The 16,562-nt window shown below is 37.1% G+C and carries 23 protein-coding genes and 1 riboswitch; of the genes, 20 read left to right on the forward strand and 3 right to left on the reverse strand.

Features of this window, described 5'->3' with window-relative positions; translation table 11 throughout:
- Positions 1–63: 63 nt before the first annotated feature.
- Entirely contained in the window at positions 64–576 is a 513-nt protein-coding gene (locus ACIQ38_RS00900; protein ID WP_402816902.1) for a methylated-DNA--[protein]-cysteine S-methyltransferase, read from the reverse strand.
- On the reverse strand, positions 560–1,153 hold the full coding sequence (locus ACIQ38_RS00905) for a bifunctional transcriptional activator/DNA repair enzyme AdaA (protein ID WP_402816904.1): 594 nt from the start codon (positions 1,151–1,153) through the stop codon (positions 560–562). The genes ACIQ38_RS00900 and ACIQ38_RS00905 overlap by 17 nt, the downstream gene beginning before the upstream one ends.
- Before the next feature lie 181 nt (positions 1,154–1,334).
- Positions 1,335–1,439: riboswitch (TPP riboswitch) on the forward strand.
- 98 nt (positions 1,440–1,537) lie between these two features.
- Here ACIQ38_RS00905 and ACIQ38_RS00910 point away from each other — a divergent pair.
- The 11 genes from ACIQ38_RS00910 (at position 1,538) to ACIQ38_RS00960 (ending at position 10,937) form a co-directional block, all read left to right on the forward strand.
- A complete protein-coding gene (locus tag ACIQ38_RS00910; RefSeq protein WP_402816906.1) occupies positions 1,538–2,815 on the forward strand; it encodes an acetylornithine deacetylase in 1,278 nt (425 codons plus the stop codon).
- 29 nt (positions 2,816–2,844) lie between these two features.
- On the forward strand, positions 2,845–3,528 hold the full coding sequence (gene tenA, locus ACIQ38_RS00915; protein WP_402816908.1) for a thiaminase II: 684 nt from the start codon (positions 2,845–2,847) through the stop codon (positions 3,526–3,528).
- A 141-nt stretch (positions 3,529–3,669) separates the two neighbouring features.
- A complete protein-coding gene (gene thiW / locus ACIQ38_RS00920) occupies positions 3,670–4,191 on the forward strand; it encodes an energy coupling factor transporter S component ThiW (RefSeq protein WP_402816910.1) in 522 nt (173 codons plus the stop codon).
- Positions 4,160–4,966 carry a bifunctional hydroxymethylpyrimidine kinase/phosphomethylpyrimidine kinase gene (thiD, locus tag ACIQ38_RS00925; RefSeq protein WP_402816912.1) on the forward strand — a complete coding sequence of 269 codons (807 nt, stop codon included), beginning with the start codon at positions 4,160–4,162 and terminating at the stop codon, positions 4,964–4,966. The genes thiW and thiD overlap by 32 nt, the downstream gene beginning before the upstream one ends.
- A gap of 15 nt (positions 4,967–4,981) precedes the next feature.
- Positions 4,982–5,791, forward strand: coding sequence for a hydroxyethylthiazole kinase (thiM, locus tag ACIQ38_RS00930; RefSeq protein WP_402816914.1), 810 nt, complete (start codon positions 4,982–4,984; stop codon positions 5,789–5,791).
- Positions 5,778–6,425: a thiamine phosphate synthase gene (gene thiE / locus ACIQ38_RS00935; RefSeq protein WP_402816916.1), complete on the forward strand. Its 648-nt coding sequence runs from the start codon at positions 5,778–5,780 to the stop codon at positions 6,423–6,425. Before thiM ends, thiE begins: the two co-directional genes overlap by 14 nt.
- A gap of 173 nt (positions 6,426–6,598) precedes the next feature.
- Positions 6,599–6,907, forward strand: a complete 309-nt coding sequence (locus ACIQ38_RS00940) for a monooxygenase (protein WP_402816918.1) — start codon at positions 6,599–6,601, stop codon at positions 6,905–6,907.
- A 202-nt stretch (positions 6,908–7,109) separates the two neighbouring features.
- Entirely contained in the window at positions 7,110–7,442 is a 333-nt protein-coding gene (locus tag ACIQ38_RS00945) for a metal-sensitive transcriptional regulator (RefSeq protein ID WP_402816920.1), read from the forward strand.
- A 104-nt stretch (positions 7,443–7,546) separates the two neighbouring features.
- Positions 7,547–7,753: a copper chaperone CopZ gene (gene copZ / locus ACIQ38_RS00950; RefSeq protein ID WP_402816922.1), complete on the forward strand. Its 207-nt coding sequence runs from the start codon at positions 7,547–7,549 to the stop codon at positions 7,751–7,753.
- Between the two features lie 70 nt (positions 7,754–7,823).
- Complete coding sequence (locus tag ACIQ38_RS00955; RefSeq protein WP_402816924.1) at positions 7,824–10,241, forward strand: heavy metal translocating P-type ATPase; 2,418 nt, start codon at positions 7,824–7,826, stop codon at positions 10,239–10,241.
- Positions 10,242–10,307: 66 nt separating this feature from the next.
- On the forward strand, positions 10,308–10,937 hold the full coding sequence (locus ACIQ38_RS00960; RefSeq protein WP_402816926.1) for a nitrite reductase: 630 nt from the start codon (positions 10,308–10,310) through the stop codon (positions 10,935–10,937).
- A gap of 88 nt (positions 10,938–11,025) precedes the next feature.
- Here the strand turns inward: ACIQ38_RS00960 and ACIQ38_RS00965 are convergent, their stop codons facing one another.
- A complete protein-coding gene (locus tag ACIQ38_RS00965; RefSeq protein ID WP_402816928.1) occupies positions 11,026–11,805 on the reverse strand; it encodes an MBL fold metallo-hydrolase in 780 nt (259 codons plus the stop codon).
- Between the two features lie 116 nt (positions 11,806–11,921).
- Here ACIQ38_RS00965 and ACIQ38_RS00970 point away from each other — a divergent pair, with 116 nt between their 5' ends.
- From ACIQ38_RS00970 to ACIQ38_RS01010, 9 genes are all read left to right on the forward strand, one after another.
- The gene (locus ACIQ38_RS00970; protein ID WP_402816930.1) at positions 11,922–12,332 is read left to right on the forward strand and encodes an Lrp/AsnC family transcriptional regulator; all 411 of its coding nucleotides are present in this window, start codon (positions 11,922–11,924) and stop codon (positions 12,330–12,332) included.
- A gap of 105 nt (positions 12,333–12,437) precedes the next feature.
- A complete protein-coding gene (locus ACIQ38_RS00975) occupies positions 12,438–12,698 on the forward strand; it encodes a metal-sensitive transcriptional regulator (RefSeq protein ID WP_142607470.1) in 261 nt (86 codons plus the stop codon).
- 79 nt (positions 12,699–12,777) lie between these two features.
- Positions 12,778–13,005, forward strand: a complete 228-nt coding sequence (locus ACIQ38_RS00980; RefSeq protein WP_402816933.1) for a sulfurtransferase TusA family protein — start codon at positions 12,778–12,780, stop codon at positions 13,003–13,005.
- 66 nt (positions 13,006–13,071) lie between these two features.
- Complete coding sequence (locus ACIQ38_RS00985) at positions 13,072–13,437, forward strand: rhodanese-like domain-containing protein (RefSeq protein WP_402816935.1); 366 nt, start codon at positions 13,072–13,074, stop codon at positions 13,435–13,437.
- A gap of 22 nt (positions 13,438–13,459) precedes the next feature.
- Positions 13,460–13,756 (forward strand): rhodanese-like domain-containing protein, encoded by a 297-nt coding sequence (locus tag ACIQ38_RS00990; RefSeq protein WP_402816937.1) that lies wholly within the window; start codon positions 13,460–13,462, stop codon positions 13,754–13,756.
- Positions 13,757–13,843: 87 nt separating this feature from the next.
- The gene (locus ACIQ38_RS00995; RefSeq protein ID WP_402816939.1) at positions 13,844–14,077 is read left to right on the forward strand and encodes a glutaredoxin family protein; all 234 of its coding nucleotides are present in this window, start codon (positions 13,844–13,846) and stop codon (positions 14,075–14,077) included.
- An 11-nt stretch (positions 14,078–14,088) separates the two neighbouring features.
- A complete protein-coding gene (locus ACIQ38_RS01000) occupies positions 14,089–14,484 on the forward strand; it encodes a DsrE/DsrF/DrsH-like family protein (RefSeq protein WP_402816941.1) in 396 nt (131 codons plus the stop codon).
- Between the two features lie 39 nt (positions 14,485–14,523).
- Positions 14,524–15,651 (forward strand): MBL fold metallo-hydrolase, encoded by a 1,128-nt coding sequence (locus tag ACIQ38_RS01005; RefSeq protein WP_402816943.1) that lies wholly within the window; start codon positions 14,524–14,526, stop codon positions 15,649–15,651.
- Positions 15,652–15,743: 92 nt separating this feature from the next.
- Positions 15,744–16,532, forward strand: coding sequence for a sulfite exporter TauE/SafE family protein (locus ACIQ38_RS01010; RefSeq protein ID WP_402816945.1), 789 nt, complete (start codon positions 15,744–15,746; stop codon positions 16,530–16,532).
- Positions 16,533–16,562 lie beyond the last annotated feature (30 nt).

The raw sequence follows: 16,562 nt of genomic DNA on the forward strand, positions 1-16,562 counted from the left end.
AATCAGGCAGTTTCATATTTGGTGAAATATAGGAAAAGGCGTAATGAATGAAACGTTAATTATTTACTTTTCAAGCACTAATAATTGTTCCTTCATGTCTAAGCCACCACGATACCCAGCCAGTTTTCCGCTTTTAGCGATCACTCGGTGACAAGGCACAGTAATTAATACAGGGTTGGCTCCAATAGCGGTTCCGACTGCACGTACAGATTGTGGCTTTTTTATCCGTTCTGCAATATCTGTATATGAAACTGTTTGTCCATATGGAATTTCTTGTAATGCATTCCAAACGGATTGTTGAAAAGCAGTACCATGAAGATCTAGAGAAAATGTAAATTCTTTTCGTCGTCCTTCGATAAAAGCAATTAATTCATCCGCATATGGCTGCATAACTACTTTCTCTTCTAGAAGATGATAATGGGGGAGACGTTTCTTTACCCATACACCGAGTTCCTCGAATGGAGCATTTTGGGAACTGACATAACATAATCCTTTTACCGTTGCCGCAATATATATCTTCCATTGTTTATGATTTAACAATATCCAATAGACAGGATGTTCATTGTTTTTTTTCATTATTCTGTTCCTCCAATACTATTTTTTGATATTGTTTTGGCGTAAAGCCTGTTTTATTTTTGAATAAAGTGATGAAATAGGATGTATTTGAAAATCCAACTTCTAAACCAATTTTCGCAATAGACTTTTCTACATTTTGGAGTTTTTTCATGGCATTAAGGATTCTTATGTGCTGAATATATTCCATAGGAGTTTGCCCGACGATTCGTTTAAAGGTTCGTTGTAAGTGATAGGGACTGCCATGGCACATGTCTGCTAAAATTTCCAATGACAATGGGTTGTGATAATTTGCATTTATATATTGTTTAATTTGGTCGATCCATTCTTCATCCGGTAAACGTATACCACCCGGTTTACAGCGTTTGCAAGGACGAAAACCATTAGCTATTGCTTCTTCCACATCATTAAAAATACGGATATTTTCTTTCTTTGGATCTCTTGATTTACAAGAAGGTCTGCAACAAATACCTGTAGAAGTTACTGCATATATAAAAAGGTCATCGTAGGACTTATCGTTATGTGTAATGGCTTGCCATCTTTCTTCAGTCAATTGGATATCATCTTGATTGTTCTGCATGGAATCACCCCTTTTCTATGTTTAGTATACTCGCATTCATGGCATAATTAGCCTTCTTAAGTATGTAAAAGCAAGAAAACGAAATTTAAATGACTCTAATAGGATAAAAAAGACGTTTAACGAAATATTCTTGTAATTAATTTTATTTATGATACGATTTAGTTGCGTTTATAATTAAATAGATGACTGCTAGGGGAGCCTGTTTTAGGCTGAGACACATCTTGTATGTAAACCCTTTGAACCTGATCTAGTTAATACTAGCGGAGGGAAGCAGCTGGACCCCTACTGTCGTATATTTAGTTTAATTATGTAGAAAACAGCCGCTTTCCGTTTATGGAGAGCGGTTTTTTGTTTTCAAAAATTTAACTAGGAAGGGGAAAAGAAATGGAGAAGGAAATAGAAAATCGAATAAATAAAGCAGTTGATGAGCGTAAAGAAGAATTATTTCAATTACTCGGAAATTTAGTTAGTTTTCCGACAGTTAGTCCCCCAGCTAGAAATACAAGTGAAGTGCAAAACTATATTGCAAACTTTTTAGAGAAACACCAATTGGAGACGGATAGTTGGGATGTGTTTCCGAAAGATCCGAACGTAGTAGGGATAAAAAGAGGAACAGATAGTTTGCATTATCAGAGCTTAATCATAAACGGACATATCGACGTTGCAGAAGTCGGAGATGAAAGCGAGTGGACCGTGCCAGTATTCAAGCTCACCAAAAAAGATGGATATGTATTTGGCAGAGGAACCTCTGACATGAAAGGAGCGGTAGCCGCAACATTGTTTGCTATAAAACTATTAAAAGAGCTAAATATTGAAATAAAAGGAGACCTCCAAATACAGTCTGTTATTGGAGAAGAAGCGGGAGAGGCGGGAACACTGTCTTGTATAGAGAGAGGATACACGGCTGATTTTGCACTAGTAGTAGATGGAAGTAATCGTCAAATTCACGGTCAAGGTGGAGTGATAACAGGGTGGATAACGATTAAAAGTAAAGAAGTTTTCCATGATGCAATGAGGATGAAAATGTTGCATGCAGGAGGGTTGATCCAAGGTGCAAGTGCCATAGAAAAAATGATGAAAATAATTGCAGGCCTTCAAGATTTGGAAAGACATTGGGCGGTGACAAAACAATATCCTGGATTTGCCCCTGGAACAAACACGATTAATCCTGCGGTTATAGAAGGTGGCAGACATGCCGCTTTTATAGCAGATGAATGCAGACTATGGATTACCGTACATTTTTATCCGAATGAAACATATGAATCAGTTACTACAGAAATAGAAGATCATTTAAACCGAGTTGCGATGGCTGATCCTTGGTTAAGGGAAAATCCTCTTCGATATCGCTGGGGTGGAAAATCAATGATTGAAGAACGTGGCGAAATATTTCCTGCATTAAAAATGGATGCGGAACACCCAGCGGTTCAATTACTGGCAGATTGTCATCAGCAAATAGAGAAAAAACCGGTCGAAATTGGAATGTCCAAATCCGTAACTGATGCAGGTTGGCTAGGACAAGCAGGAATACCAACTGTTATTTATGGTCCAGGAAAACTAGAAGAAGCACATTCTGTAGATGAAAAACTAAATATAGAGGAATTACTTTCATTTACTAAAACATTGTTGTTATTTATTTATCAATGGTGTAACACAAAAAAATAAAAAAACTATTATTCTGGGAGGTAAGTCGTATGAATGCTACTAAAAAATTTAGCGATCGATTACTTGAAAATGTAAAACCAATTTGGGATAAAAATCATCAACATCCATTTGTACAGGAGTTAGGAAAAGGAATATTGGCGGAAGAAAAATTTATCCATTATATGAAGCAGGATTATGTCTATCTATTAGACTATTCCAAGTTATTTGCAGTAGGAGTTCAAAAATCACTCGATTTAGAAATGATGACAAACTTTTCGAAAACGCTACATGATACCCTGCATTTCGAAATGGATTTACATCGTGCTTTTGCTGCAGAGTTTGGTATTTCTAAGGAGGAGTTGGAAGCTACTAAGCCAACCCCTACAAATCTGGCATACACACGCTATATGTTAAATGTTGCGCAAAACGGTTCACTAGTGGAATTAGTTTCCTGTTTGCTTCCATGTGCATGGGATTACTGGGAGATAGGGAAATTATTGCGCACACAATATGGTAATAACTTGTCCACAAACAAATATGCCAAATGGATTGAAACATATGATTCCGATGAATTCGCGGCAGGTGCCAAGTGGTTAATACAGCTGATGGATCAGTTAACAGATGGTAAGCCTGAATGGGAACTTGCTCTTATTGAAGAACATTTCCAAATGACATCGAAGTTTGAATATTTGTTTTGGGACATGAACTACCAACTAGAAGAATGGCCAATCTAACTTGATTCAGCAAAAAGATGGCTGAATCAAGTTAAGCCTCCGGCGGATGTCACAGATTTTGAAGGGAGTTAATTGCGCGAGCGCAATTCAAAATCTGGACGCAATTATGCCGAGGCATAATTGATTTTAGGAGTGAAATGTATGAATAAAACAAGAAAGCTAACATTGACATCGCTCATTATTGCCATAACGACCATTTCTAGTCATCTCATTTTTATACCAGTTGGTTTTGCAAAGATTTTCCCAATCCAACATTTCGCAAATGTCCTGTTAGCTGTTTTATTAGGTCCATGGTATGCGGTCGGAGGAGCACTGATCGTTTCTACTTTACGAAATCTGTTAGGTACAGGATCTATTTTTGCTTATCCCGGAAGTGTTATTGGAGCTTTTTTAGCTAGTTACTTTTATCTGAAAACCAAGAAACTTGGATTTGCATTTGTCGGAGAAGTGATTGGTACGGGAATCCTCGGCGCTATTGCAACTTATCCAATTGGAGTTCTCCTATTTGGAAAAGAGTTAACAGTATTTGGGTTTGTGCCAGCCTTTATGTTTAGTTCGTTTACAGGAGCGATGCTAGCATTTGGTTTGTTAAAAGTGATGATGAAAAACAAAGTAATTGGAGGACTAGTAAATGAAAACAGTACTTACAATAGCAGGATCTGACTCAGGTGGAGGAGCAGGTATCCAAGCAGATATTAAAGCAATTTCTGCGAACGGTGCATTTGGTATGTCGGTGATTACTGCAGTAACTGCCCAAAATACGAAGGAGGTACGCTCTGTTCAACAAATTGATTTGAACATTATTCGAGATCAGATAGAAACGGTATTTGATGATATTCGAGTAGATGCAGTGAAAATTGGGATGCTCGGAAATGTTGAAACAGTTCATGTAGTAGCAGAAACATTAAAGAAATATAAACCGAAGTGGATCGTCGTGGATCCTGTAATGATTTCAAAAGGTGGCCATCATCTTTTGAAGGAATCTGCAGTGGAAGCTTTAAAGAAAGAACTACTTCCTCTTTCATCCATCATTACACCAAATATTCCAGAAGCAGAAGTTTTGATAGGAAGAACGCTCCAAACGGAAGAGGAAATGTATAAAGCTTGCGAGCAAATAATGGAAATGGGGGTCGAAGCTGTATTGATAAAAGGTGGCCATTTAATCGGTCCTCCAAATGATCTTTTTTACAATGGAGAAGAATTCCATTGGTTAAAAGCTAAACGAATTGATACGAAAAATACCCATGGTACAGGGTGCACATTGTCCTCTGCACTTGCAACAAACCTGGCTAAAGGTTCGACTTTGTTTGAAGCAGTGACATTAGCGAAACAGTATATAACGACTGCGATTACGCATAGTTTTCCTTTAGGTTCAGGACATGGACCGACACATCATTTTTATGATTTATACGAGAGTTCGAAATTGGGAATGAAATAGATAGGAGAATACTAAATGAATAAAAAAGTAGTAGGTGATCTTTTTACGCTTGTCCGCAAAGGGAACCCGCTCGTTCACCATATAACAAATGCAGTTACAATCAATGATTGTGCCAATGTAACCCTTGCAATCGGGGCTTCGCCTGTAATGGCAACAAGTGTAGAAGAAGTAGAGGAAATGGTGCAATTAGCAAACGCATTAGTACTGAATATAGGGACGATTCAATCGGAAACTTTTTCTGCAATGATACTTGCTGGGAAAGCGGCAAACGAGAAAGGAATACCCGTCATATTTGATCCAGTGGGTGTAGGAGCTACAACTTTTCGAAAAAAATTAGCAGCCGAACTATTGGAAAAGGTAAGGGTAACAATTATTAGAGGAAATGCAAGTGAGATAAATTCTTTAGTTGGTGGAAAAGGGAAAACACGAGGTGTAGATTCAACGGATAACTCTTTAGAAGCGAAAGAACTTGCTATAAAAGCTGCAAATCTTTTTTCTTGTGTAGTGGTAGTCAGTGGAAAAGTCGATGTTGTATCCGATGGAAAAGAAATTGTTCAAATTGAAAATGGGGATACTTGGTTAACTAAAGTAACAGGTACAGGATGCATGACAACTTCTTTAATAGGTAGCTTTGCAGGAACGACAAATGATTATTTTTCTGCAAGTATCGCGGGCATGTCAGCTATGAGTCTAGCAGGAGAAAGAGCGAAAAGGAACCTTCCTGAAGGTGCAGGAATTGGTCACTTTAAAGTGAAATTGATGGATGAGATTTTTCATTTGGATGGATATATATGGGGAAAAGAGGTTTCTATTGTTGAATCTTAATATGACTTTGAATTTAGTAACGGAAGAATCGGTTCCGGTTGATTCGTTATTAACAATTGTAGAACAAGCCATTAAAGGAGGAGTGACGATTGTACAGCTCCGTGAAAAAAATAGTTCTGGTAAGGAGTTTTATGAGAAGGCAAAGGCACTAAAGGAGCTGTTAGATGCTTATAATGTCCCGTTAATTATAAATGACCGAATAGACATAGCAATCGCAGTAAATGCAGCTGGCGTACATGTAGGACAGTCTGATTTACCTCTTGCTATTGTAAAAGAAATCGTACCTAGCTCTTTTATTGTGGGTGTATCTGCAGGGACATTAGAAGAAGCGATGAATGCTGAAAGAGATGGGGCCACTTATATCGGAGTAGGTTCTGTTTTTCCTACAGGTACAAAAGGGGATGCTAAGCTTTTACCGCACGGAGTACTGGAAGAAATTACGAGAACAGTTTCAATTCCTGTCGTGGCGATTGGTGGTATTACTTTAGAAAATATTGATACATTGCAATACAAAGGAATTGCTGGCGTTGCGGTAGTATCAGCGATAATGAAAGCCAATAACCCTTCTTTTGTAGCTCAAAAGTTTATAGAAAAGCTTAACAGTAGTATAAAAGAGGAAGTCCTAGAACTGTAAGCTTTGATATTTCATAGATACGAAAATGTTTGTTTGAGTAGCGGACATCTTAAGTGTAATCTTTTATGTTTGATTTACTAATTAGACTCATGTAGATTGAGGTATATTAAAGAATCATTCAAACACTTACAAGTAGACGAACAAATATAAATAAATGAAAAGGGAGACTTGAAATGGCTTATTTATTACAAGTAGATTTTAAAATGGAAGGTCCATATGGAGAAGAAATGTCAAAAGGTTTTGTAGAATTAGCACAAAGCATTAATGATGAACCAGGTGTGATTTGGAAAATTTGGACGGAGGATGCAGCAGCAAAAGAAGCTGGAGGTATCTATCTATTCGAAACAAAAGAAACTGCCCAAACCTATTTAGAAATGCACTCAGCTCGATTAACGTCTTTTGGTATTCAAGATATTCGTGGCAAGATTTTTAAGATTAATGAACCATTATCTATGATTAACCATGGTCCTATAGAAAAATAAGGAACAAAACAAAAGGTCTTTCATAAATTTTTAAAAAAGTAATTACCTTGCTAACCTAGACGTTAGAGGAGGGTGATTACTTTTTTTATGATTTAAAGGATAATCATTGCGATTATTACGCCAAATTTTAAAAATAAAACTTCCTACTTTACATACCCCTAATAGGTATGTTAAAGTGAATTCAAGATAGGAGGTTAAAGTAATGGAAAACTTGGTGAATGAAGTAACTTGCAATACAGAAAATGTTACCTCGTGCCGAAAAAGTCATCATCCTGAACATGTAAAAAAGAATTTAACGTCTAGATTAAATCGAATCGAAGGTCAAATTCGTGGTATCAAAGGAATGATAGACAAAGACGTCTACTGCGATGATGTAATCACTCAACTGTCTGCTACACAAGCTGCTTTAAATAGTGTAGCCAAAATTCTTTTGGAAGGTCACCTAAAAGGTTGTGTCGTAGATCGCCTTTCAGAAGGTGATGAGGAAGTATTAGACGAGTTAGTTGTAACGATTCAAAAGCTAATGAAAAAATAAAAAAGATAGGATTCGCTAGAAAATGTGAACTATTTTTTTAATTGATATATACCCCCTAAGTGTATAAGAAGGGAATATTAAATCTGATTAAAGGAGAGAAAAATATGAAAAATTTAACGTTAGAGGTACAAGGAATGTCATGTGGGCATTGTGTTAATGCAGTCGAGGGAAGCGTTGGTAAATTAGCAGGAGTAGAAAAAGTAAAAGTAAACTTAGCCGATGCTCAAGTGAATGTATCATTCGATGAATCCAAAGTATCAATTGATACAATTAAAGAAACGATTGAAGATCAAGGATATGACGTAGAATAAGAGTGCTTTTGAAAGCACTCTCTCATTTTCAAATATTTATACCCTATGTAGGTATGAGGAGGTAAGTATTGTGAGTTCAGAAATAAAAGAATCCAGTTTACAAATTACAGGAATGACTTGTGCGGCATGTGCGACTCGTATTGAAAAAGGGTTAAACAAAATGGAAGGTGTCGAGCAAGCAACAGTCAATTTAGCATTAGAAAAGTCATCGATTAAATATGACCCGTCTAAACTGAACGAAGCCGATTTTGAAAAGAAAATTGAAGCACTTGGCTACGGTGTTGTGAAACAAAAAGCAGAATTTGATATTACAGGAATGACCTGTGCAGCATGTTCTACTCGTATTGAAAAAGGATTAAATAAAATGCAAGGTGTTGCATTAGCGAACGTCAATTTAGCACTTGAAAAAGCAACAATTGAATTTAATCCATCAGAAGTAACGATTGCAGACATTATCGCGAAGGTAGAGAAACTTGGTTACGGTGCACATCAAAAGCAAGGGGAAAAGCAACAAGTAGATCATCGTGAAAAGGCCATTAAAGATCAGAAACGCAAGTTCATTATATCGGCTATTTTATCGTTACCTTTATTATGGACGATGGTAGCGCACTTTTCCTTTACCTCGTTTTTATATGTACCTGACTTCTTAATGAATCCATGGATACAATTAATTTTGGCAACGCCGGTACAATTTATTATTGGAAAACAGTTTTATGTCGGTGCATACAAATCACTACGAAATGGCAGCGCCAATATGGATGTACTTGTCGTAATGGGTACTTCTGCAGCCTATTTTTATAGTGTCTATCAGGCGATTATTACAGTGGGGACAAATCACAGTCCACATCTATATTTTGAAACAAGTGCTGTTCTGATTACACTTATTGTTTTAGGTAAATTATTTGAGGCAAAAGCTAAAGGTCGTTCCTCTGAAGCGATTAAAAAATTAATGGGACTTCAAGCAAAAACAGCTATCGTTTTACGTGACGGTATTGAAAAGGAGATACCATTAGAAGAAGTAGTAATAGGAGATACCATTTTAGTCAAGCCAGGTGAAAAAATTCCTGTTGATGGAGAGGTATTAGAAGGAAGGTCAGCCGTGGATGAATCCATGTTAACAGGTGAAAGTTTACCAGTTGATAAAAAGGGCGGCGACGTCTTATATGGTTCGACGATTAATAAAAATGGTTTTATCAAAATGAAAGCAACTAAAGTTGGTCGTGACACCGCGTTGGCTCAAATTATTAAAGTAGTAGAAGATGCACAAGGATCGAAAGCACCTATCCAACGCATGGCGGACCAAGTTTCAGGTATTTTTGTACCGATTGTAATAGGGATTGCCATCCTCACCTTCCTAGTATGGATCATTTGGGTTCAACCGGGTGAGTTTACACCTGCACTGGAAGTGTTAATCGCGGTGTTAGTTATTGCTTGTCCATGTGCTCTTGGGTTAGCGACACCAACTTCTATTATGGCAGGTTCGGGTCGTGCTGCAGAATTCGGTATATTATTCAAAGGCGGAGAGCATTTAGAACAAACACAAAGCATTGATACAGTAGTTGTGGATAAAACAGGAACTGTAACACATGGTAAACCTGTATTAACGGATGTTTTAGTAGTGGATGATCAAGACGAAGAGAAGTTTTTATCATTGATTGGTGCAGCAGAAAAACAATCCGAGCACCCATTAGCACAAGCAATTGTTCAAGGGATTGGAGAAAAAGGTATTGAACTTGGTGACGTCCAATTCTTCGAAGCAATTCCAGGTTATGGCGTGCAAGCAACGGTTTCAGGTCAAGGGGTTGTCATTGGAACGCGAAAACTTATGAAGCAATACGGCATCGATATTTCAGCGGTTCTTCCAGTAATGGAGAAATTGGAAAGTGACGGTAAAACAGCGATGCTAGCTGGAATTAATGGACAATACGCGGGTCTAGTTGCTGTAGCAGATACGATTAAAGATACATCAGCTCAAGCTATTCGCCGCCTACAAGAAATGGGCATCAAGGTAATTATGATGACAGGTGATAACCAACGAGCAGCACAAGCCATCGGGAAAGAGGTGGGCGTTGACGCAGTGATTGCGGAAGTACTTCCGGAAGGTAAAGCAGAAGAAGTGAAGAAACTGCAAGCAGCTGGTAGAAAAGTAGCGATGGTAGGCGACGGTATTAATGACGCACCAGCACTAGCTACAGCTAATATCGGGATGGCTATTGGAACAGGAACAGACGTGGCGATGGAAGCCGCTGATGTAACACTAATACGTGGAGATTTAAACAGTATTGCTGATGCCATCATTATGAGTCGTAAAACAATGCGCAATATTAAACAAAACTTATTTTGGGCATTTGGCTACAATACACTTGGTATTCCGATTGCAGCAATCGGCTTACTCGCTCCATGGGTTGCAGGGGCTGCGATGGCATTTAGTTCCGTATCGGTTGTATTAAATGCCTTACGTTTACAAAGAGTCAAATTAGAAAAGTAATATAACTGTAAACTACGCTGTTTACCCTATAGTTGCATATGATTAGTTTCGGGTGGAGGAAATGAAATGGATCAACCAGAGAAAAAGGTTAAATTGGCTATAAATGGCGGCATATCATTTGGTGCAAAATTAAATGCAAAGCAACTGGCTGTCATAGCAGAGTACATGAGTGACAATGATGAATTGGAGTTGACTACTTTTCAACAACTTTACATTGAAGTACTTGAAAGTAAAGTGGAAGACGTCAAGGAAAAATTTAAAGAAGTGGGATTATCCTGTTACCCAGTTGGGAACTTTGTCAAAAGTCTTAGAACCTGTAACTTTTGTAAAGGTTCAGAAGAAGAAGGAATGCCTATAGCGATTGAGCTTAATAAGCGAATAGCAGGAAAACCAGTTCCCTTTACACTTCGCCCGGCTTATACGGGATGTCCGGTTGGATGTGGTGAACCTCTAGTAAATGATATTGGTGTAATGAAAGTAAGGAATGGATATGATTTATATATTGGTGGAAAGGCAAAAGGAAAGGGTGCTCAAGTAGGTACTTTATTGATGGAGCAGCTAATGCCTGAACAACTTTATAAGGCTGTCGAAAAAATTATTCATATCTATGCTGAACAAGGAAAAAAGAGAGAACCGTTGTTCAAATTTATTAATCGTATTGGATTTGAGAACTTAAAAAGTCAAGTAGTCGGATAAATTAAAGAACTGTGGGAGGTTACCCGGTTCGTTTCTGCTTAAATTATGAAACAAAACAGACAGAATTTGGTTCTGTCTGTTTTGTTTGTTAAAATGAGTAAGATTCCCCATCGTCTGGCACTAATATATTAGAAGAGATTCCTTTTTCTTGATTGAAGCTTTTCAATTCTTCTCTTGATAATGTCCAGTGATTGACAGCTTCCATATGGTTAGAAATAATTTTTGCGTTTGGTGCAGCTTTATAGACTTCATAGATATCATCTTTTCCCATTACGAGCGAACCGCCTTCTAGGAATTGATTATCTCCGCCAGCTACAATGATAATTTCTGGCTTATGTGTTTCGATTACTTCTTGAACACCTTCATACCAAACGGTATCTCCAGCTAGATATAAAGTTTTTTCACTTAAGTGTTTGAAGACAACACCACACACTTGACCAGCAAGTTCTACCAGTGGGCCTCTCCCGTGCTCGCCTTTTGTTTTAATGAATTGGATATCTTCAAAGATTGTATCCTCTTGTAAAACCTCTACATTATTGAAACCAACGTTGCGAACTGATGAAGCATCCACCTCATTCTGGACAAATAATTTAATATCTTTTGGCAATGCTTCTATAGCAGCATCATCCCAGTGGTCTAAATGCAGATGAGTGACAATGACAGCATCAATATCAGATATGATATTGTCGAGTGAAGTTGGTAAGCCAACTAAAGGATTGTTTTGATCTTGTCTTGGTGCATCGGGAAAGCCAACTTGAGGTCCAAAAGGTGGATAAGTTCCTTTCTCTGCTAACATTGGGTCTATTAAAAACTTTTTGCCAGCATATTGAACAACTAGCGTAGCATTTCGAATTTGTTTAATATCCATAATTACAACTCCTTTTCAATGATTCATATATAGTTTATACTATGGTCAATTACCGATATATAGATAAAATCAAGTCTTTTTGGGGTTTGACTTGATTAATGAAAGGAGTTGAATAAATGTTAGATAACACGGACATGCATATCTTAGATGAACTATCTAAGAGTAGTCGTATTACTATGAAAGAATTGGGGGAGAGAGTCCATTTGACAGGACAAGCTACTTCAGCGAGGGTTGCGAAATTAGAGGAAAACGGAGTGATTGAGGGGTATACAATTAAAGTTAATCAAGTTAAATTAGGGTATTTCATACATGCTTTTATTACGATTTTTACACAAAATACTTACCATAAACCGTATCTTTCGTTCCTAAAAACACAAGAACCATACGTCATCCAAAACAATAAAGTCAGTGGAGACGGTTGTTACCTTCTAGAATGCAAATTTCCATCGAATGAAATACTAGATGAGTTCTTGGAAGAATTAAACAAATATGCAAATTATAAATTATCGATTGTCATTAACAAGTAGTGTGTATCAATAGGGTTGCACAGATGGTAATGTTGACAACATACCTGCGTGGGTATATTATAATGCTTGTCAGTAATTATGTGATTAACATGGAGGTGGGTTCCAATGGAATATAATGATCAACTAAAAAATAGAGTAAAGCGTATGGAAGGGCAACTTCGAGGGATTCTAAAAATGATGGAAGAAAATAAAGATTGTAAAGAGGTCATTACACAATTGTCAGCTGTTCGCTCAGCAGTAGATCGAACAATAGGTGTAATTGTAAGTTCAAACCTAGTTGAATGTGTTCAAGAGGCTGAAAAAAACGGAGAAAAAACCGACGAACTAATTAAAGAAGCTGTCAACTTACTTGTAAAAAGCAGATAAGAAAGTTTGGTTGACAGCTTTTTTTTCTTTTGTTAATATACCCATAGGGGTACCAGTAATGATGAGAGGAGGAATAAATATGATGATAAATAAAGTATTAGATGCGAAGGGATTAGCATGCCCAATGCCAATCGTAAAAACAAAAATGGCCATATCCGAACTTGAATCAGGTCAAATATTAGAAATTCATACAACAGATAAGGGGGCTAAAAGCGATTTTCCAGCATGGGCTAAATCAGGTGGGCATGAACTTTTGAAGCATGAAGAGGAAAGTGACTTATTAAAGTTTTGGATAAGAAAGGGTTAATTTTTTTAATTTAATAAATACCCGTACCGGTATATGTAATAGGTATTTAACAGGGAGATGCAACAGATGGAATACGTTAGTTATATTGTAATTGCGCTTTTCTTGGTTTTCATCTTACAACGGGCTCTACCAACAAAAGGTGTGAAACAACTATCAACAACTGATTTAAAAGAAGAACTCATTAACAACAATAAGCAATTTATTGATGTCCGAACATCTGGTGAGTTTAAAGGAAATCATATCAGGGGTTTTAAAAATATTCCTCTTCACCAACTTTCTCAAAAAGCAGATAAGGAGCTTTCAAAGGAAAAAGAAGTGATTGTCATTTGTCAAAGTGGGATGAGAAGTCAAAAAGCTAGTAAAGTGTTAAAGAAGTTGGGCTTTACAAAAGTAACAAATGTAAAAGGTGGCATGAGTACCTGGGTCTCATGAAAAACAGAAGGAGGATATCTCGATGAAAGAAATGATTGCAAAAGAAATGGAGTCTTTAATAAATGAAGGAAAGCTATTAAATATTATCGATGTGCGTGAGGTAGAGGAAGTGGAAGTAGGGAAAATTCCCGGAGCCGTAAACATTCCATTAGGATTGGTTGAGTTTCGTATGCATGAATTAGATAAATCAAAGGAATATATTATGGTTTGTCGTTCAGGAGGAAGAAGTGGTCGTGCAACAGAATTCCTTGAAAGTCATGGATTTAATGTAATCAACATGCAAGGTGGAATGCTTTCTTGGGAAGGAAAAGTCGAGTAAATTTTTTAGAAATTTTAATACCCGTACAGGTATAATGTAGTAGTTTGGAAAAACTTCTATTTATAATAGGTGAGGAGAGATTTGATAATGAACTTAGTAACAGTTTATACAACAAACCATTGTCCGTATTGTGTTATGTTAAAGAATTTTTTATCAGAACAAAACATTCCTTATACTGAAGTGAATGTTGAAACAAAACCTGAAATTATCGACCGACTTGTCAAAATGACGGGGCAAATGGGTGTACCTCAAACTGAAGTGAATGGTCAATGGATTGTAGGCTTTGATCCAAATAATATTATGATAGCACTAAGAAACTAGGAGGAAAACAAATGAATAGAAAATTAGCAATTATCGCAAGCAATGGTGGACTATTTGATGCATACAAAGTGTTTAATATCGCAACTGCAGCAGCTGCGACAGATCAAGAGGTATCTATTTTCTTCACATTCGAAGGTTTGAACTTAATCCACAAAGAGGCAAATAAGCAACTTTCGATGCCGGAAGGAAAAGAGCATTTTGCCGAAGGATTTACAAAAGCCAATGTTCCAGCGATTCCTGAATTGGTTGCAATGTCACAACAAATGGGTGTTACATTCATTGGCTGTCAAATGACAATAGATGTTATGGGGCTAGATCAAGAAGACTTTATAGATGGAATTGAAGTAGGCGGAGCTGTCACATTTTTAGAGTTCGCTAAAGATGCAGATGTAACATTGACATTTTAATATTTTTTTATAAATAAATATACCGTAGGGGGTAATGGAATGGCTGTGAATACAATGACTGTTAAAGAGCTAACGAAAAAAGTATTCAACAAAGAAAAACTATTTATTTTAGACGTACGTAATAAAAGTGATTTCGTAGACTGGAAAATTGAAGGTGAAAATATTGATTATCTAAATGTTCCATACTTCGAATTAATTGATGGAGTGGAAGGGATCTTGGATAAGATACCTTCCGATAACGATGTGCTAGTTGTTTGTGCAAAAGGTCGTTCATCTATTATGGTTGCAGAGATGCTTTCAGAGGCAGGGCTTTCTGTTTATTCCTTAGAAGGTGGGATGCAAGCATGGAGTGAACATTTAGCACCTGTTAAAGTGGGAGATCTCAAATCCGGTGGAGAAATTTATCAGTTTGTACGAATTGGTAAGGGATGCTTGTCTTACATGATCGTCTCAAACGGTGAGGCTGCCATTATTGATGCGGCAAGAATGATGAATGTCTATCTTGAATTTGCAGATCGTATTGGCGCAAAAATTACCTATGTATTTGATACACATCTACATGCAGATCATATTTCTGGTGGAAGAAAACTTGCTGAAAAAACAAACGCAACATACTTGCTTCCACCAAAAGATGCTGTAGATGTAACTTTTGATTATGAACCATTAGAAGATGGTGATGTAGTGACAATTGGTAATACTTCTATAAATATTCATGCTTTATATTCACCAGGTCACACAATTGGATCGACATCCTTTGTTGTGGACGAAAGCTTCTTATTATCAGGAGATATTTTATTTATTGATTCCATTGGAAGACCGGATCTTGCTGGGTTAGCGGAAGACTGGGTTGGGGATTTAAGAGAAAGTCTATACACGAGATACAGAGAATTATCTGGGGAACTAATTGTACTGCCAGCACATTTTATGATTATTGATGAATTAAATGCAAATGGTAGTGTGTCTGAAAAGTTAAGTACGCTCTACGAAACAAATCATGGGCTAAACATTGAGGATGAAAATGTATTTAGAAAACTGGTGACTGAAAACTTACCGCCACAACCAAATGCATATCAAGCGATTCGTGAAACAAATATGGGAAAATTTAACCCTGATGAAGAAAAGCAACGCGATATGGAAATTGGACCAAATCGTTGTTCGGTAAGATAAAATAAAGGGTTATCTATAAAGTTTTTTCAATAAGTATTTAGGGAATCAAAGAGGGAGCCGCATCAGGTTCCCTTTTTTAGAAGGAGGAAAATATGGATATAGGCTTTATTGCTACGATTTTCTTCATTGGATTAATAGGCTCATTCATTTCAGGAATGTTAGGCATAGGTGGATCCATTATTAATTTTCCAATGCTGTTGTATATCCCCTCTGCACTGGGTATTGCTCAATTTACAGCCCATGAAGTGTCGGGAATAACTGCCATCCAAGTGTTTTTTGCGACGATAGGTAGTGTTATTGCCTATCGGAAAAGTGGATTATTAAATAAGCGATTGATTGCTTATATGGGGGTTAGTATTTTAATCGGCAGTTTCTTTGGGGGATTAGGCTCTACACATATGCCTGAAAGTGGAATCAATACCGTATATGGAGTATTAGCTATAATTGCAGCTGTCATGATGTTCATCCCTAAAAAAGGACTGGATGACATCCCCCTAGAGCAAATAAAGTTTAATAAATGGCTTGCCGCATTACTTGCATTGGTCGTTGGAATCGGAGCGGGTATTGTTGGTGCGGGAGGTGCATTTTTGTTAGTACCTATCATGCTTACTGTTTTAAAAATACCTACAAGAATGACAATTGCCTCTTCCTTAGCAATCACACTTATTTCTTCTATAGGTGCCATCACTGGAAAAGTATCAACGGGACAAGTGGAATTCTTGCCATCAATCATCATGGTGGTCGCAAGCTTAATTGCTGCGCCGCTTGGGGCTATGAGTGGAAAAAAGATAAACACAAAAGTATTACAGGTGGTCTTAGCGTTATTAATATTTGCAACGGCAGTGAAAATTTGGATAGATATATTAATTACTAACAATTAATAAGCTACGAGAACTTTAGGAGGTATAAAA

The organism is Psychrobacillus sp. NPDC096389 (assembly GCF_044762855.1).
Classification (GTDB): Bacteria; Bacillota; Bacilli; order Bacillales_A; family Planococcaceae; genus Psychrobacillus.

Coding starts and splice junctions, on each gene's coding strand:
- ACIQ38_RS00900 (WP_402816902.1), bottom strand. CDS start 576: ATGAAAAAAAACAATGAACATCCTGTCTATTGGATATTGTTAAATCAT.
- ACIQ38_RS00905 (WP_402816904.1), bottom strand. CDS start 1,153: ATGCAGAACAATCAAGATGATATCCAATTGACTGAAGAAAGATGGCAA.
- ACIQ38_RS00910 (WP_402816906.1), top strand. CDS start 1,538: ATGGAGAAGGAAATAGAAAATCGAATAAATAAAGCAGTTGATGAGCGT.
- tenA (WP_402816908.1), top strand. CDS start 2,845: ATGAATGCTACTAAAAAATTTAGCGATCGATTACTTGAAAATGTAAAA.
- thiW (WP_402816910.1), top strand. CDS start 3,670: ATGAATAAAACAAGAAAGCTAACATTGACATCGCTCATTATTGCCATA.
- thiD (WP_402816912.1), top strand. CDS start 4,160: ATGAAAACAGTACTTACAATAGCAGGATCTGACTCAGGTGGAGGAGCA.
- thiM (WP_402816914.1), top strand. CDS start 4,982: ATGAATAAAAAAGTAGTAGGTGATCTTTTTACGCTTGTCCGCAAAGGG.
- ACIQ38_RS00940 (WP_402816918.1), top strand. CDS start 6,599: ATGGCTTATTTATTACAAGTAGATTTTAAAATGGAAGGTCCATATGGA.
- ACIQ38_RS00945 (WP_402816920.1), top strand. CDS start 7,110: ATGGAAAACTTGGTGAATGAAGTAACTTGCAATACAGAAAATGTTACC.
- copZ (WP_402816922.1), top strand. CDS start 7,547: ATGAAAAATTTAACGTTAGAGGTACAAGGAATGTCATGTGGGCATTGT.
- ACIQ38_RS00960 (WP_402816926.1), top strand. CDS start 10,308: ATGGATCAACCAGAGAAAAAGGTTAAATTGGCTATAAATGGCGGCATA.
- ACIQ38_RS00965 (WP_402816928.1), bottom strand. CDS start 11,805: ATGGATATTAAACAAATTCGAAATGCTACGCTAGTTGTTCAATATGCT.
- ACIQ38_RS00970 (WP_402816930.1), top strand. CDS start 11,922: ATGTTAGATAACACGGACATGCATATCTTAGATGAACTATCTAAGAGT.
- ACIQ38_RS00975 (WP_142607470.1), top strand. CDS start 12,438: ATGGAATATAATGATCAACTAAAAAATAGAGTAAAGCGTATGGAAGGG.
- ACIQ38_RS00980 (WP_402816933.1), top strand. CDS start 12,778: ATGATGATAAATAAAGTATTAGATGCGAAGGGATTAGCATGCCCAATG.
- ACIQ38_RS00985 (WP_402816935.1), top strand. CDS start 13,072: ATGGAATACGTTAGTTATATTGTAATTGCGCTTTTCTTGGTTTTCATC.
- ACIQ38_RS00990 (WP_402816937.1), top strand. CDS start 13,460: ATGAAAGAAATGATTGCAAAAGAAATGGAGTCTTTAATAAATGAAGGA.
- ACIQ38_RS00995 (WP_402816939.1), top strand. CDS start 13,844: ATGAACTTAGTAACAGTTTATACAACAAACCATTGTCCGTATTGTGTT.
- ACIQ38_RS01000 (WP_402816941.1), top strand. CDS start 14,089: ATGAATAGAAAATTAGCAATTATCGCAAGCAATGGTGGACTATTTGAT.
- ACIQ38_RS01005 (WP_402816943.1), top strand. CDS start 14,524: ATGGCTGTGAATACAATGACTGTTAAAGAGCTAACGAAAAAAGTATTC.
- ACIQ38_RS01010 (WP_402816945.1), top strand. CDS start 15,744: ATGGATATAGGCTTTATTGCTACGATTTTCTTCATTGGATTAATAGGC.